This window comes from Kineococcus lubricus (genome assembly GCF_050871965.1).
Lineage (GTDB): Bacteria > Actinomycetota > Actinomycetes > Actinomycetales > Kineococcaceae > Kineococcus.
Map to the genome: position 1 here is coordinate 1 of NZ_JBJLSK010000044.1, position 15,864 is coordinate 15,864.

Genomic DNA, 15,864 nt, shown 5'->3' on the forward strand with positions numbered 1-15,864 from the left:
CCCCCCCCCCCCCCCCCCCCCCACCCACCACCCCAACCGCGCCCCCGGCGCGCGTGGCGGCTGAGGGGCGGCCGGCGGGGCCCGCCCCCCCCCCCCCCCCCCCCGGGGAGGGGGGAGGGGTCAGGTGCCCAGCGCGGCCGCGAACACCGCCCGGTGCCGCCGCACGTACCCCGCGTCGGCGAGGTAGAGGCGGTCGTGGCCGTCGGCGACGTGCGCGGCGAACGCCGCGCTGCCCTCCGCGGCCCGGGCGTGCATGAACCGCACCAGCCCGGCCAGGTGGTCGAGCACCGCGTCCAGCAGCCCGGCCCGGTCGCCGGGCCCGGCCCCGTACGCCGCGCAGAACCGCGCCAGCCGGTCGGCCTGCTCCCCCGTCCCGGGGCGGACGCCGGGGTTGCGCGGGTCCGACAGCGGCACCCACCGGTAGGCCGCGCCGGCGAGGTCGGTCAGCCGGGGACCGGGGCGGGCGGTGTCGAAGTCGATGACGCCGACGACGCGCTCACCGTCCAGCACGCAGTTGTGCGGGGCGAAGTCGCCGTGGCAGACGACCTCCACGGGTTCCTGCACGGGGAACATCCACCCCTCGCGCGGCAGGTCGGCCGCGAACGGCGCGGTCGCGTCGTGGTAGCGGCGCAGCAGTTCCGCCGCGCCGACCAGCGCCGGCTCCGAGGCGGCGGCGTCGGTCACGGGGTAGTTCGACACCTCCCCCGGCAGGAAGTCCAGGACCTCCCGGTCGCCGTCGACGCCGAGGAACCGCGGCACCCCCGCGAAACCCTCCAGCCGGCGCAGCAGGTCGTGGACGCGGGCGCTGTGCGGGCCGGTCGGGCGCCGCACCGTCGCCCCGACCCGCACGACCTCGTTGACGCCGCCCCCGGTGAGCGGTTCCCCGTCCTCGCCGTTCACAGCGGCAGCACGCAGGTCGGGGACCCGATCTCGACCTCGGACCGGTCGGCCACCGCGAGGTCGTCGTCGAGGGCGAGGTGGACGAGCCGGTCGGAGTCCTGCGCCGCGACGTACAGGTGGTGGCCCACGACGGCGACGTGCCGCGGGTTCGCGGCCCCGATCGGCACGTCGCGCAGCGGACGGGCCACCCCGTCGACGACCTCGTGCAGCGTGAGGACGTCGGCGCCGCGGTTGGCGACGACCAGGCCCCACGGCGCGACGGCGATCTCCGACGGGTACGTGCGCACCGGCGCCGGGGCGGCCGGGGGGCCGGCCACGGCGGGCGCCACCACGGGGTCGCCCAGCCGCCCCCCGCGGACGGTCAGGGACGTCACGGTGGCGTCGAGCTCCCCCGCGACGTGCAGCCGACCGTCGCGGTGGGCGGCGTGCCGAGGCCCGGTGCCGGGCGCCAGCCGCAGCACCTGCGCGGGTTCGGCGTCGACGTCCCCGCCGCCGTCGCGCAGCTCGTGCACCCGGATCTCGTCGGTGCCGAGGTCGCACACCGCGACGCGGTCCCCGAGCCGTCGCACCGAGTGCGGGTGGGAGGCCTCCTGGCGCTCGGGGTCCGGCCCGGAACCGCTGCCCCGCAGCGTGGTGCGCAGACCGGACACCACCCCGTCGCGCAGGTCGAGGACCCCGACACCGCCGCCGTAGTTCGCCGCGAGCAGCAGGTCCCCCACCACCTCGAGGTGGCACGGGGACGCCCCGCCGCTGGGCGCCTCCCCCAGCAGTTCCCAGCGGTCGCCGTCGACGCGGCGGGTGGAGACGAGACCCTCGTCGAGCTCGTGGGCGGCGTGCACGAGGCCGCCGGGCCCGGCGGTCAGGAACGAGGGCGAGGGGCAGTCGGCGACCGCCGCGGGCCGGCCCGGGCGGCCCGTGCGCGGATCGCGCGGCAGGAGCGTCACACCGGCACCGCGCCCGCCGGTGGCGGAGGTGTAGGAACCGACGGCGAGCAGGGACGGGCCGGTGGAGGCGGGGGTCACGACGGCCATCGTGCCGCACCCGCCACCCGTTCGGCCGGGATCCGCGTGACGGCCGTGGGGGACCGACGGCCCGGCTGTCCTTGATCGCCGTGGGGATGTCCTTGATCGCCGTGGGGGTGGGGCGGGGGTGCCCGTTCAGGACGCCCAGCGCACCACCCCCCGCCCGGCGGCCACCCCCTCCTCGTCCAGCACGAGCACCTCGGTGCCCGGCTCCCCGTCGGGGCCGGTGGTCCCGTGCCCGGTGAGGACGAACTCGCGGTCCACGAACAGCGGCGCCGAGGAGCGGTAGGAGAACCCCGCGACGGCGCGCCCGGGGTTCTCCCGGCGGGCCGCGTCCAGGACGAGGATCCGCGCGAGGGGGCCGTGCACGAGCAGGTCGGGCAGGCCCTCCACCTCGCGCGCCCAGGTGCGGTCGTAGTGCACGCGGTGGGTGTTGAACGTGGTGGCGGAGAACCGGAACAGCTGCCGGGCGTCGAGGACCGCGGGCCGGCGCCACCAGCCCGGGCCCGTGACGGCGGGCTCGCGGCGGCCCGGACCCGACCCGGACCCCGATCCCGATCCCGATCCCGATCCCTCGAGGAACACGTCGTGCCAGGTCGTCTCCAGGACCGTCTCCCCCGCGACGCGCAGGACGCGCACGAGGTCGGCGAACACCAGTTCCCCGCTGCGGCCCTCCTTGGTCACCAGCGACCCCAGGGTGGTCGTCCGCTCCACCGCCTCGCCGTAGCGCAGCGGCCGGTGGAACGTGGTGTCCTCCCCCGCGTACATCCGCCGCGGCAGCTCGACGGGCGGGAGCACGTCGTCGCCCTCGGGGGAACCGTCCGGCCGCAGCCCAGCCAGCGGCACGTCGAACGGGAAGTACAGCCCCTCCCAGCCGGCCGGGAGTTCGGCGCCCTCGCGGGGCAGCGGGTCCTCGACCGCGAACGTGCCCCGGTAGTCGACCGCGGGCTGCACCCGCAGCACCTCGGTGCGCACGTTCACAGCACACCCCGCTCGCGCAGCTGCGCGACCCGTTCGGCGGTGTACCCGAGCAGTCCGGTGAGGACCTGCTCGGTGTGCTCCCCCAGGCCGTTGGCGGGGCGGTCCGGGCGCGCGGGGGTGCGGCTCAGCTTCACGGGCTGCCCGAAGGTGCGCAGGGTCCCGAACCCGCCGTACCCGGTCTCGACGACCATCTCGCGCTCGGCGGTGCCGGGGTCCTCGACGACCTCCCCGATGTCGCGGACCGCGGTCAGGGGGATGAGGTCCCCGGCGAGGTCCTCCAGCTCGGCCCGCGTGCGGTCGGCGAACCAGCTCACGACGAGGGGTTTGACGCGGCGCTCGTAGACCTCGGCGTCGAACCGCTTGCGCATGGTGTCGATCTCGGGGTCGGCGACGGCCTCGGGGCTGCCGAACAGCTCGCAGCTGGCGTTCCACAACTTGTCGGTGTAGGCGCCGAAGAACACCTGGCCGTCCTTGCAGGGGAACAGCTCGTAGGGGCGGACCCAGGCGTGCGCGTTCCCCGCGGGCCGGGCCACCTTCCCCGTCACGGTGTACTCCACGACGGCGGTCTCGGTGAGGGCGATGACGCTGTCGACCTGCGCCACGTCGACGAGCTGACCCTCCCCGGTCCGTTCGGCGTGCCGCAGCGCGGCGAGGGTCCCGACGACGGCGAACAGCGTGGCCGACAGGTCCCCGATGGTGACGCCGACCCGCACGGGTTCGGCGTCGGGGTACCCGTTCATCGACCACAGGCCGCCGGCGGCCTGCGCGGTGTTGTCGAAGGCGGGGCGGCGCGAGCGCGAACCGGTCTGGCCGTACCCGGAGATGGCCGTGTAGACGAGCCGCGGGTTGACGGCGGCCAGGCTCTCGTACCCGAGCCCCAGCTTCTCCATGGTCCCGGGGCGGAAGTTCTCCACCAGCACGTCCGCGCGCCCGACGAGCTCGCGCAGGACCTGCTTGCCCTCCTCGCTCTTCAGGTCCAGCGTCATGCCCAGCTTGCCGCGGTTGTACTGCGCGAAGTACCCGCTGAGCTCGGCGTCGCCGTCGCGCAGGTAGGGCGGGAAACCCCGCGTGACGTCGGGGTCGGCCGGGTTCTCGATCTTCACCACGGTCGCGCCGAGGTCGGCCAGGGTCGCCGAGGCGTAGGGACCGGCCAGGACGCGGGAGAGGTCGAGCACGACGACCCCCTGCAGGGCCCCGGCCGGGAGGAGACCGGTGAGGGCGGAGAGGTCCGGAGAGGTCATGGGGGTCAGCCTCCTGCTCGTCGTGAGGGGTCCGTCATCGGGGTGGGCTCGAGGTGGGGGGCGAGGGCGTTCCCGACCCGGGTGGGCAACCGGCGGCCCAGGTGCGCGGCCACCCACGCCGAGGCGCGCACGAGCTCGTCGAGGTCCAGGCCGGTCCCGATCCCCAGCCCGTGCAGCATCCACACCAGGTCCTCGGTGGCGAGGTTCCCCGTCGCGCCGGGGGCGTAGGGGCAGCGGCCCAGACCACCCAGGGAGGTGTCGAACTCGGTGACGCCGGCCAGCAGGGCCGCGTGCACGTTCGCCAGGCCCTGCCCGTAGGTGTCGTGCAGGTGCAGGGCGATGCGGTCGGGGTCGACGCCGGTCGCGCGCAGCTCCTCGACCCGGGCCACGACGTGCGCGGGGGTGGCGACGCCGATGGTGTCCCCCAGCGCCACCACGCGGCAGCCGGCGTCCAGCAGCGCCCCGGCGAGCTCGGTGACGCGGCGCCCCCCGACGGGTCCCTCCCAGGGGTCGCCGAAGGCCATCGACACGTAACCGCGCACCGTCACCCCCGCCCGCCGGGCGCGGTGGACGACGTCGACCGCGCGCTCCAGCGCGCCCTCGACGGTGTTGTTCAGGTTCGCCGCCGCGAAACCTCCGGTCGCCGAGACCACGACGGCGACGTCGGGGACGCCCGCCGCCAGCGCCGCCTCGAGGCCGCGGGCGTTCGGCACGAGCACCGTGCGGCGGGTCCCGGGGGTCTCCCCCAGCGCGGCCAGCACCTCGGCGGCGTCGGCCAGTTGCGGCACCCAGCGCGGCGGGACGAAGCTCGTCACCTCCAGCGAGGAGTTCCCGGCCGCGACGAGGCGGCGGCACAGCTCGACCTTCACGCCGGTGGGCACGAGGTCGGGTTCGGCCTGCAACCCGTCGCGCGGTCCCACCTCGTGGATGCGCACGGCGGCCGGCAGCCGCTCGTCGCGCACGACCTGCGGCACGGGCCGCCACAGCGCGCCGCTCACGCGGTGCCCCGGAGCTCGCCGCGCAGTTCGGACAGGACCTGACCGGCCCGCTCGGCCGAGATCGCGCGCTCGGCGACGATGCGGGCCGCGACGGCCCCCACCTCGGTGGGCGTCGCCCCGGCCGAGGCGGCGACCGTCCGGGCGTGCAGCGTCATGTGCCCGCGCTGGATCCCCTCGGCCGCCAGGGCCCGCAGGGCGGCGAGGTTCTGCGCCAGCCCCACGGAGGCGACGACCGCGGCGAGTTCCCCGGAAGTCTTCACGCCGAGGAGTTCCACGGCCGCCCGGGCCACGGGGTGCGCGCGGGTGGCCCCGCCGACGAGCCCGACGGCCAGCGGGACCTCCAGGGTCCCCACCAGGTTCCCGTCGGCGTCCACCTCGAACCGCGACAGCGCCGTGTACCGGCCGTCGCGGGCGGCGTGGGAGTGGCAGCCGGCCTCCACGGCGCGGGTGTCGTTCCCGGTGGCGAGGACGACGGCGGTGATGCCGTTCATGATGCCCTTGTTGTGGGTCGCGGCCCGGTAGGGGTCGGCGGCGGCGAACGCGGCGGCCCGGACGATGTCGTCGACGACCTGCGGGCCGCCGAGGAGCCCGGCGTCGAACACGCCGCGGGCCCGGGTCAGCCGCTGGTCGGCCTTGTTCGACAGGATGCGCAGCAGGGGCCGGGCACCGGCGATCTCCCCCACCCGCGGGGCGAGGGCCTCGGCCATCGTGTTCACCGCGTTCGCGCCCATCGCGTCGCGCACGTCGACCAGCAGGTGGACGACGACCTGCACCCCGGCGGACGTCGGCAGGCAGCGCACCTGCACGTCGCGGGCGCCGCCGCCGAACCGGACGAGCACCGGGTCGCAGGCGTCGGCGGCGGCGAGGAGTTCCTCCTTCGCCTCCAGCAGGCGGGCCCGGGCGGCCTCGGGGTCGACCGCCCCGACGAGCTGGATCTGCGCGATCATCACCGGCCCGGTCGTGGAGGTCCGGAAACCCCCCGTCCCGCGGGCCATCCGCGCCGCGTTCGAGGCGGCGGCGACCACGCTGGGTTCCTCGGTGGCCATCGGGACGAGCCGGTCGACGCCGTCGACGACGAGGTTCGTGGCGACCCCGACGGGGACGCCGAGCACCCCGACGACGTTCTCGACCATGTGGTCGGCCGTCTCGACCGGCAGCCCCGCCGAGGGTTCGAGGACCTCCAGGGCCCCGTCGGCGAGGCCGGCGGCCCGGGCGACGGTCGCCCGCCGCTCCCGCGGTGGGAGGTCCCGCAGTCCGGGGATGCGACTGGTCATCGTCTGGGCTCCTGTTCCCGAGTGGCTGGACGCCCACGGTAAGGACGCGCCCCGCCCGCCCGCTGTGGGTGATCGCTCCACCGGTGCGGTGCGTCCGTGTGCCCCGGGCCCACAGGCGGGCGGGCGCCGTTCTGCTGTCCTGGTCACCTCCGGCCGAACCGGCGGACCCGACCAGTCCAGGAGGTCCCGTGACCCACCCCACCGAGGACGTCGACGTGGTGGTCGTCGGCCTGGGCGCTCTCGGCAGCGCCGCCACCTACCACCTGGCCCGGCGCGGCGCCCGCGTCGTGGCGCTGGAGCAGTTCGAGCTCGGCCACGTGCGGGGGGCCTCGCACGACACCTCCCGCATCGTCCGGACCTCCTACGGCGCGGGCGAGTACGTCCGGCTGGCGAAGTCGGCGTACGCCGACTGGGCCGACCTGGAGCGCGAGACCGGCGAGCGCCTGCTCACCCGCACCGGCGGCCTGGTGTTCATCCCCGACGCCGGGCCGTACTCCATCGACGCCTTCGCGACCAGCCTGGGGCGGTTCGACGTGCCCTTCGAACTGCTCGGCGCCGACCAGGTCCACCACCGGTTCCCGCAGTTCCGGGTCGGGGACGACGTCCGCGCGGTGTGGACGGCCGACACCGGCATCGCGCACGCCGCCCGGACGGTGGCGACGTTGCAGCTGCACGCGCGGGTGCACGGGGCGACGCTGCGCGACCGCACCCCGGTGCGGGCGGTCGAGCCCGACGGCGGGGGCGTCGTGGTGCGCACCGACGACGGCGTGCTGCGCGCCCGGAAGGTGGTGCTGGCCACCGACGCCTGGACGAACCGGCTGCTCGAACCGCTGGGGGCGGCCGTCCCGCTGGTGTGCATGCAGGAGCAGGTCACGTACTTCGCCCCGGCCGATCCGGCCGCGTTCGAGCGCGCGCGGTTCCCGGTGTGGATCTGGGAGGACGAGCACTGCTTCTACGGGTTCCCCGCGTACGGCGAACCGACGGTCAAGGCGGCGCGGGACGTCTCGGAGAACCTCACGACCCCCGAGACCCGGACGTTCGTCCACTCCCCGGAGCTGCTGGAGGAGCTGCGCGGTTTCGTGGGCCGGGTGGTGCCCGGCGCCGGCCCGGACGTGCGGACCGTGACCTGCCAGTACGCGCTGACGCCCGACCGCCGTTTCGTGCTGAGCCCGCTGCCCGGGCACCCGGACGTGCTCGTCGCCCTCGGCGCCGGTCACGCGTTCAAGTTCACCCCCGCCATCGGCCGGGTCCTGGCCGACCTCGCCCTGGACGGCGGGACGGCCGAGGACGTCTCGGCGTTCGGCCTCGCGGTCCCCGCTCCCGTCGGCTGAGGGTCAGGTGGGCCGGGCGGTGAGGCGTTCGCGCAGCTCGTCCAGGCGCACGGCGATCGTCAGCCGGAAGAACCGCTCGTCCTCCCGCCAGCCCGGCCCCAGGACGACGTCGAGCCGCGCCAGCCGCTGCAGGATCGTGTTGGTGTGGAAGTTCAGCTCGCGGGCCGTGCGGGTGGGGCTGGCCCCGCAGCGGACGAAGGCGCGCAGCGTGGCGAGCAGGTCGGTGCCCCGCTCGGCGTCGTGGGCGCGGACGGCCCCGAGCGTGGACGTCAGGAACGTCTGCAGCGCACGGGGTTCGACGTCCAGCACCGAGGCGTAGGGCAGGTACTCCCCCGACGTCGTGGCCAGGTCCTCCACCCCCAGCGCGGTGAGCAGCCGCGCGGTGCGCCGCCCGTCGTCGAACGCGGCGGCGAGGTCGGCCGAGGCCGGGGGCAGCACCGCGAGGACGGGGCCGCCGACCGCCGCGCGGACCCGTTCGTGCAGCGTCCGCACCAGGGCCGGGTCGGCCGCCGCGGCCGGCAGCAGCGCGACGACCACGCCGAGGTGCTCCCCCACCAGGACGGGCCCGGTGACGGTGCGGGTGACCGCGCGCGCCGCCGCGGCCCGCGCGTCCCCGGGCACGGACAGGACGACGACGGCGCCGAGGTCGTCGACGGGGATGCCGGAGCGGCGGGCGCGGCGCTCGACGTCGGGGCGCCGTTCGGGTTCGGCCGCGAGCAGTTCGGCGACGAGCTCGTCGGCGATGCGGCGCTCGGCGTCGGCGACGGCCTGCTGCTGCAGGGCGAGGAGGGCGCAGACCTGGGTGGCGCGTTCGATGGTGCGCAGGTCGACGTCGGAGAGTTCGAGGTCGCCCGGGCCCAGGAGGACGGCGCCGAAGTCCCGGGCCCCGGCGGCGAGCGCGGACACGGCCTGGACCGACGGGTCGCCCTCGACGCGCAGGCACCGGCCGGAGCGGCGGCTGTCGGCGAGGGCGGTCCGGGCGGCCGGACCGGGCGGGCCGCCCGGTGTCCCGGCGACCACGGTCCCGTGCTCGTCGACGATCCACACGCCGCAGCGCAGTTCGGCGGCCAGGGTCGCCGCGACGGGTTCGAGGCCGCCACCGGCGAGGACGGTCTGCACGAGGTCGCGGTGCACGGCGCTGGAGCGTTCCCGTTCGGCGAGGTGGCCGCGCAGGCTCTCCAGCGCGCCGCGGGCCTCGTCCTCGGACGCGGCGAGGTCCTGCAGCGTCCGGGCGGTCTGGAGGACGACGGCGGCGTGGCTGGCCAGCGCGCTCAGCAGCGCGACCTGCTCGGGGCCGAAGGCGTGCTCGGCGCGGGTGGCGACGAACAGCACGCCGAGCACGTCGCGGCCGGACACCAGGGGCACCCCGAGGATGGAGACGATCCCCTCGGCCCGCACGGCGGTGTCGACGGCGGGGTCGTGGGCGCCCCCGGCGTACTCCTCGTAGCGCAGGACGCTCTGGGGGGCGCGGGTGCGCACCACGACGCCGGCCAGTCCCGTCCCCGGGGGGACGCGCAGCCTGCGGAACTCGGGGCTGACGGCCCCGGCGGTGGTGCGGACCTGCAGCTCCTCGGTGCGGGGGTCGAACTCGGACAGGTAGGTGAGGTCGGCGCCCATCATGGTGTGGGCGCGTTCGACGAGCCGGACGAGCAGGGCGTCGGCGTCGCGGACCTCGGCGAGCTCGCGGGCGCTGGAGAACAGGGCGGTGAGCTCGAGCTCGCGGCGGCGCAGCCGGGCGTGCTCGTGGCGCACGTGGTGGACGCTGCGGGCCAGGTCGAGGGCCCGGGCGGGGTCGACGCCCAGCGCTTCCAGGGAGTTCTGGACGGGCAGCACGGTGACCTCGGCGCTGTCCAGGACGAGGGTGACGACGTCGGTCAGCAGCCGTTCGACCCGGGCCGCGGTGCGCTGCTCCGGGTCCTGATCGCGGACACTCACCACGGCCCTCCGCCCCTGCGCTGGAACGATCGTCGGATGGGTGGGGAACCTACCAGGACGGCCGTCGGGTGTGACGAGCGCCCATGGGCCCGGGGGCGGCCGGCCGGGTTCACTGGGGAGCACCGCGCACGACGAGGACGTCGAAGGAGTCACCGATGGAGTTCCAGGACGGACCGGGAGAACGGTCGACCGGCGATCCGGCCGGTCTGGCCGGGGTCGACCCGGGGTCGCCCGAGCAGCGGCGCCGGGCCGTCGTCGGCAGTTCGGTCGGCACCGTCATCGAGTGGTACGACTTCACGCTCTACGGCCTCGCGGCGGCGCTGGTGTTCGCGCCCTCGTTCTTCGGGGACAGCGGGCTGGCCGGCACGCTGGGCGCGTTCGCGACGTTCGCCGTGGGTTTCGGGGCCCGGCCGATCGGCGGCCTGCTGTTCGCCCACGCCGGGGACCGGCTGGGCCGCAAGGGGACCCTGCTGGTGACGTTGCTGACGATGGGGCTGTCCAGCACCCTCATCGGGCTGCTGCCCACGGCCGACAGCATCGGCCTGTGGGCGCCGGTCCTGCTGATCGTGCTGCGCATCGCGCAGGGCGCGGGGGCCGGGGCGGAGTTCGCCGGGGCCATGACGATGGCCAGCGAGTCCGCGCACGGCCGCAACCGCGCCTTCACGGCCGGGTTCCCCGGGGCGGCGGTCTACGTCGGGATGGCGCTGGCGACCACGACGTTCGCGGTCCTGACGGCGGTCCTGAGCGAGGAGGCGTTCCTGTCGTGGGGCTGGCGCGTGCCGTTCGTGGCGAGCGCGCTCATCGTGGTGTGGGCGCTGTACTTCCGGCTGCGGGTGCAGGAGACGCCCGCGTTCCGGGCCGCCGAGGGCGCCGGGGTCGTGCAGCGCGCGCCGGTCGTGGAGGCCGTCCGGTCGCACTGGCGGGTCCTGCTGCCGGGGATGGCGCTGTTCGTCTTCGCCCTGCCCTGGGTGTACGTCGTGCAGACGTTCTCGGTGTCGTACACGACGAAGACGCTGACGGTGGAACCGTCGCACGCGCTGATCGGTCTGATCGTCGCCGAGGTGCTGACGATCCCCGCGACGCTGGTGGCCGGCCGGATCGCCGACCGGGTCGGCCGCAAACCCGTGCTGACGGCCTCGGCCCTGTTCGGCGTGGTCTTCGCCTTCCCCATGTTCGCCCTCTACCGCACCGAGGACTCCTTCCTGGTGGCGGTGGGCCTGGTCCTGGGGCTGGCCGTCGTGCAGGGCGGGACGATCGGGGTGTCGGCCGCGATGCTGGCCGAGCTGTTCCCGACGTCGCTGCGCTGGAGCGGGATCGCGATCTCGCGGGAGATCCCGGCGGCGCTGGTCGGCGGGACCGCCCCACTGGTCGCGACGTGGTTCGTGTCGGTGTCCGGGGGCGCGCCGTGGCTGGTGGCGGGCTACCTCGTCGTCCTCAGCGTCGTCGGGGTCGTCGGCATCCGCGCGCTGCCCGAGACGCTGGACCGCGACGTCCGGGTCGTCGAGCGGGAGGCCGGCGGGGTCCGGTCGTGACGGTCAGCCCTCGCGTGCCGCGACCTGATCCGCGGAGCGAACGGCCGAGTTGAGGAACGACAGTTGCGGCACAGCGGTGCAGCCACTCACCCGGAAGCTACTGTCACGTCTCACTCAGGGGCTTTCGCGTAGTGAACGAAAGCCCGAACATCCCCACGGTCAGCGCGCTGGAGCGCGTCGATGTACGTCTACTCGTCCTGCTCGAAGGGCGACCCGAGGTGTGAACCCCACGTGAGGCTGAAGTCTCGGTCCGTGGCGGGCGCCAGCAAGCCTAGGTAGAGGCGGGACAGGCGGCCGTTCCCGTTTCGGAGGGGGATGGATCCGGGCGATCCCGTGAGAGGTGCGCACCAGGGACTCGACGAGCGGGGAGGAACCGTAGGTGAACCAGGCGCGCGCGTCGTCGAGCAGGGAAAGTGTCTGGACGGAGACTCGTGCCGGGTCGATCCCGATGCTCGACTCCACCGTGCGGTGCTGCCCCGCCCACTGCCACACGTTGCAGAACATTCGCCGGTGCACTTCTCGGGAGGAACCAGTCGTCGAAGACCTCGTCGACCTGGATCGCCATGCCCAGGAGCTTGCGCACGGCCATCGTGCCATCCGCCTGCCGGATGATCTCGTCATCCGCTACCCGGATCACCGGGCCGAGGGCTACCGAGGTCGTCGAGCAGATTCAGGTATCGACGACCTTCGGAGGTGATTCGAAACGTTTCGCGCAAGTCGCCAGTCGGTCCCATCGTGCGAATCCCTTTACCAGGTAGACGTTCAATCAGGCCAGCGCCGAGCAGACGGCGCAACTCAGCCTCGAAGACGGTTCGCGTCTCACCGTCGTCGAACGGAAAGGGCACTGCATCGTTCAGCTTGCGCAGATGCTCGCGCTCGTAGGGGTCGATGAAGTGGGTGATGAGAAAGGTCATGACCTCCAACTGCCCCGCTTGGTCCTCCTGCCGGGTGACCACCTGCCGCAACGTGAACCGCCAGCCACCAGGCAGTTCGGCGCTGTGCAGGAAGCTTGCCGCCCACGGTAGCAGCGCGGCAGCAAGCAAACCCACCGCTGCGGCACTGATGCGACCCGGGTCGACGAGTTCGGTGATCAGTGCGGCGCCCAGTATGGAAGAAACTGCGACACGCGTTCTCTGATCCGTCACGGGCAAGCCTCCAGCAAGAGGAACTCAGTAGCCTGAAGCGCGTGTACAGCGAGTCCTGCTCCGCGCCGATCGAGGTACTGACAGAGTCGACCTCTCGGTTTCCCCTCACCAGCAGCGGACTGCTGCGCATCGCCGCAGCGGACGCCCGGGGCCCTTCAGTCGGGGTGGATCGTCAGGGGAAGCAGCCCAACGCGACCTGAAGCTCCTGCAGTTGGGCTCGTTCGGCTTCGGAGGCGTTGAGGTCTTCTTCCAAGGGCTGACGCTCGGCACCACCAGCTCCATGAGCATCCAGCTTGTCCAAGTCCCGTTGCGTCGCGGCGATCCTGTCGTCGAGTACGGTGATGCGCGCCTGCAGGTCGGCGCAATCCGCGGTCGAGGCGACGCTGATGGGGTACGGACCCAGCAGGTGTGTCCTACCGTCCGGCAAGGTCAGCTGCAGTTCGAGGGGTTGGTCGCTCGACGTCGACGGGGATGTCAACGCGATCGTCAGGTGTCGAAGGTCTTCGGGCCGCGTGAGCGGCCATTCCGACTCGGAAACGCCCTGCCAACCCGGCGTCTTCGCCTCGATCCGGGCGGTCCCACCTGACCACAGGGCATTTCCCTCGTTCCGCAACTGCCACGCCACCGAGAACATCGAGCTCACCACGACCTTGGCCGGGAGTCCCTCAGGCCAGGCCACCACGCGGTCCACACCGGGCGAGGGGGGACCGCCCGGCGGTATCCACGAGGACCGCACCGGTGGAATGGCAGCACCCAGCGACACCTCCAGCGCTACGGTTCCGCCGGGATCAGCTTCATCCAACACGACCCGCACCCCACGTGAGGTCGTGATGGCGGTGAGCGCGATGGCCAACTGTTCCCGGGAGGCAGTGGGAGCCAGGTGCACCAAACGCTCTGAGAATGCGCCGTTCGTCTCCGTCAGGACCACCGAGCTCTGCTGGTCGTGAGCGCCCACCGCAGACACGACGCGGCAGTCGTACGTGCTCGTCACTGCCTTCCTCCCTCTCGTTCGTCGCTCCTGCGACCGTCGGAACGCCGCGTCACCGAACGAGCAGCGCTTCGATCTGGCCGTGAAGGTGTTGTAGTACATCACCGGTTCTTGTCCCCGAGATCGGAGCGCGACCACCTGCGACAGGTTCGAGACCGCATCGACGGGTCACAGCATTGCTGAAGATCTGGTCGTCACCGCTCACGGCGTGCAGCATCGACCGCCATTGGCGGACGTCCGCACCGTAAACGGCGTCGGTGGTTGATTGCGGCAGCGCGTGCGCCTGACCCCAGTGCATCCGGCCACCGTGCTGGACGGCGAGGTCCTCCAACAGTGCCAGCCACTGCGCGTTGCGCGACAGGCCTCCCAGACTGGATATCTCGACGGCGACAGCCGTGCTGGACTCGACGTGGTGCATGGACAGCGGCGCGGAGGATCTGCCGGACCACCGCAAGGAGATGTACCCCACTTGCCGATGCGGTGGATTCGTGCGGCCCATTTCGATCAGCACGGCATCGAGGAAGTCCATGAAGCCGGGATTCGCAGCGTCGAAGACGGGCTCCACCGATTCACCGCGGTAGCAGTTCTGCTGGTTCGCTGCTCGATGCCCCGTCGCCACCAGCGGGTAAGGGCCGCGACGGCCGGCGAGGGAGTCGGCGTAGCGCTGCTGAAACTGTGTTCTGGTGATGGCGGGCAGCACACCGTGGAGGCCCATCTCGTACAGCAGGTCGATCCCCCGGGCGAGCAGATCCCCGACGCCGAGGGACGGATCCGCGTCGAACTCCTCCCGCAACGTGCGCAACGGCTCGATGATCTGCACGAGGTCGGTGAGGTGCTCGTGGCGTCGGACTTCGTCGAAGAGGTGCTTCACGCCTCGCCGGCACACCTCGTCAGGCTGGTAGTCCATCCGGATCGGTTTGCGCGAATGGGTCAGCCAGCGCCGTCGTACGTAACACATCTCCCGGTTCTGCGTGTCGAGCACGACCTCCAGTCCCTGCGGTCCTCCGTCGTCGAGTGCCTTCAACACCGACGGTGGCGCCGGCAACTGGCTCAGCAGCGGTCCGTGAAGGTCACCACTGCTCTGTCCCTGGCGCAGGGCGCTCCACACCACGGCCCGAGGCCACTCCACGGTGACCTCACTGACCCAGAACTCGGGGACGACTCGCACGACGCAGGAGCAGATGATCCCGAACCGGCCGACGGCCACCTGCACGGCGCGCAGTACGTCGTCCTGACGAACGATTTCGACGTCGGGGCGCCCCAGCGCCAACGCGAGACGATCGTCGTCGGTCACCGGGTCGGTGCTGCCTTCGACCCACAACTCCCGGCCCCCTGCCGTGACCAGGTGGACGGCGACCACGAAATCATGGATGGGCGGTGTGGAGGGATCGCCCCCGTGCACCCCGGTGGAGATGGCGCCGGCCAGCGTCTGTCCGTTAGCCCCGCCCAGGGCCGGCAAGCCGAGGCCGAGCCGAGACAACTCATCGGTCAGGTGCGCGATCTCGACGCCGCTCTCCACGTGCAGGAGTTGATCCGTCCGGTGAGCGTAGGGCCCGGCCTCGTCGTCCGTCGGATGCGCGAAGAGGGTCCGCGGACGGTCTTTCATCAGCCGGAGATCGACCATCCATCCCGGGGTGTAGGCAATCGGTGCTTGTGACCAGCCGTTGCCCACCGCTCGAACCTCGAGGTGTTCCGCTGACGCAGCACGGACGATCGCGACAACCTCATCGACGGTTCGAGGCGTGGAATAGCGTTGCACCTGACCTCGAACGACTTTCGTCCAGTTCGACCACGCGACGTCGCGGTACTCGAATCCTCGATCAGGTGTGTAGTCGGTCATGACGCGACTCCCCTCAGCTCTTGTGAGACCGAGCGCACCACCGCCACGCACGGCAGCAGTGCCACTTCACCGCCAGTCGCCGTCACGTCAACACCTCCTGCCACGGCCCACGTCTCGGGAGTTGCGCCGTGAACGCCTCAATCCCGGGAAGGCGCCGCCCGCAGCTGGCGCGTCGAGCACCGCGGGTGTGGCCCGATCCGCCACAGCGGCAACCACAACCGGGACGGTCCCGTGCAACCCGGTGTCGACCAGTCCCCCCACCGAGCGCAGCAGCGCGGCGTTCGACACGGCAACCTCCGGGTCAGGAGAAGGACGACACTGCACTCGGTAACGGTACGAAGGTGACTCGCCGAGGATCGGCTGCACCTGATGCCCCACCAGACCACGACCGTCGCGCGCATCCCCTGGCGGATCGATCAACCACTGCGCTGACGACGATGCGTAACCTACTCCTCAGAGCCCGTTCACAGGAAGACCTTCCTGGTCATCGGCGTGCAACGGTGGGCAACTCGGCAATCCGTTGCTCTTATCCGGTCGATGACGGCGACGGCCAGGGCTAGTGCGACCGGGTCCGGTCCTCGACCGATGGGCCAACGTCCCTGTACCGCGGCGGGCGAAGGCGTCCCCCCGTCCGCCGAACCTGCCCTGAACGGCTCGACCAACAACCGCCTCGGCAC

12 protein-coding genes are annotated in these 15,864 nt (G+C 73.0%); 2 read left to right on the forward strand and 10 right to left on the reverse strand.

All coding sequences use genetic code 11. The features are described from left to right. Positions 1 to 120: 120 nt before the first annotated feature. The 6 genes from ACRYRX_RS20945 to ACRYRX_RS20970 all read right to left on the reverse strand — a co-directional run bounded on the left by ACRYRX_RS20945 (position 121) and on the right by ACRYRX_RS20970 (position 6,497). Positions 121 to 900, reverse strand: coding sequence for a phosphotransferase enzyme family protein (locus tag ACRYRX_RS20945; protein ID WP_432515075.1), 780 nt, complete (start codon positions 898 to 900; stop codon positions 121 to 123). Beyond that, positions 897 to 1,931, reverse strand: coding sequence for a beta-propeller fold lactonase family protein (locus ACRYRX_RS20950; protein ID WP_432515076.1), 1,035 nt, complete (start codon positions 1,929 to 1,931; stop codon positions 897 to 899). Before ACRYRX_RS20950 ends, ACRYRX_RS20945 begins: the two co-directional genes overlap by 4 nt. Positions 1,932 to 2,057: 126 nt before the next feature. Further along, entirely contained in the window at positions 2,058 to 2,903 is an 846-nt protein-coding gene (locus ACRYRX_RS20955; RefSeq protein ID WP_432515077.1) for an FAS1-like dehydratase domain-containing protein, read from the reverse strand. Next, positions 2,900 to 4,144, reverse strand: a complete 1,245-nt coding sequence (locus ACRYRX_RS20960; protein ID WP_432515078.1) for a CaiB/BaiF CoA transferase family protein — start codon at positions 4,142 to 4,144, stop codon at positions 2,900 to 2,902. The genes ACRYRX_RS20955 and ACRYRX_RS20960 overlap by 4 nt, the downstream gene beginning before the upstream one ends. 5 nt (positions 4,145 to 4,149) lie before the next feature. Continuing rightward, positions 4,150 to 5,142 (reverse strand): hydroxymethylglutaryl-CoA lyase, encoded by a 993-nt coding sequence (locus ACRYRX_RS20965; RefSeq protein ID WP_432515079.1) that lies wholly within the window; start codon positions 5,140 to 5,142, stop codon positions 4,150 to 4,152. Further along, positions 5,139 to 6,497: a hydroxymethylglutaryl-CoA reductase, degradative gene (locus tag ACRYRX_RS20970; RefSeq protein ID WP_432515080.1), complete on the reverse strand. Its 1,359-nt coding sequence runs from the start codon at positions 6,495 to 6,497 to the stop codon at positions 5,139 to 5,141. Before ACRYRX_RS20970 ends, ACRYRX_RS20965 begins: the two co-directional genes overlap by 4 nt. Positions 6,498 to 6,604: 107 nt before the next feature. Between ACRYRX_RS20970 and solA the strand changes: the two genes are divergently transcribed. Continuing rightward, the gene (gene solA, locus ACRYRX_RS20975) at positions 6,605 to 7,747 is read left to right on the forward strand and encodes an N-methyl-L-tryptophan oxidase (RefSeq protein WP_432515081.1); all 1,143 of its coding nucleotides are present in this window, start codon (positions 6,605 to 6,607) and stop codon (positions 7,745 to 7,747) included. A 3-nt stretch (positions 7,748 to 7,750) separates the two neighbouring features. Here the strand turns inward: solA and ACRYRX_RS20980 are convergent, their stop codons facing one another. Next, a complete protein-coding gene (locus tag ACRYRX_RS20980; protein ID WP_432515082.1) occupies positions 7,751 to 9,682 on the reverse strand; it encodes a helix-turn-helix domain-containing protein in 1,932 nt (643 codons plus the stop codon). Positions 9,683 to 9,837: 155 nt separating this feature from the next. Between ACRYRX_RS20980 and ACRYRX_RS20985 the strand changes: the two genes are divergently transcribed. Beyond that, positions 9,838 to 11,214, forward strand: a complete 1,377-nt coding sequence (locus tag ACRYRX_RS20985; protein ID WP_432515083.1) for an MFS transporter — start codon at positions 9,838 to 9,840, stop codon at positions 11,212 to 11,214. Between the two features lie 617 nt (positions 11,215 to 11,831). Here the strand turns inward: ACRYRX_RS20985 and ACRYRX_RS20990 are convergent. The 3 genes from ACRYRX_RS20990 to ACRYRX_RS21000 all read right to left on the reverse strand — a co-directional run bounded on the left by ACRYRX_RS20990 (position 11,832) and on the right by ACRYRX_RS21000 (position 15,187). Further along, on the reverse strand, positions 11,832 to 12,359 hold the full coding sequence (locus tag ACRYRX_RS20990) for a hypothetical protein (RefSeq protein WP_432515084.1): 528 nt from the start codon (positions 12,357 to 12,359) through the stop codon (positions 11,832 to 11,834). A 172-nt stretch (positions 12,360 to 12,531) separates the two neighbouring features. Further along, on the reverse strand, positions 12,532 to 13,350 hold the full coding sequence (locus ACRYRX_RS20995) for a hypothetical protein (RefSeq protein WP_432515085.1): 819 nt from the start codon (positions 13,348 to 13,350) through the stop codon (positions 12,532 to 12,534). A gap of 49 nt (positions 13,351 to 13,399) precedes the next feature. Next, positions 13,400 to 15,187 (reverse strand): FAD-binding protein, encoded by a 1,788-nt coding sequence (locus tag ACRYRX_RS21000; protein ID WP_432515086.1) that lies wholly within the window; start codon positions 15,185 to 15,187, stop codon positions 13,400 to 13,402. Positions 15,188 to 15,864 lie beyond the last annotated feature (677 nt).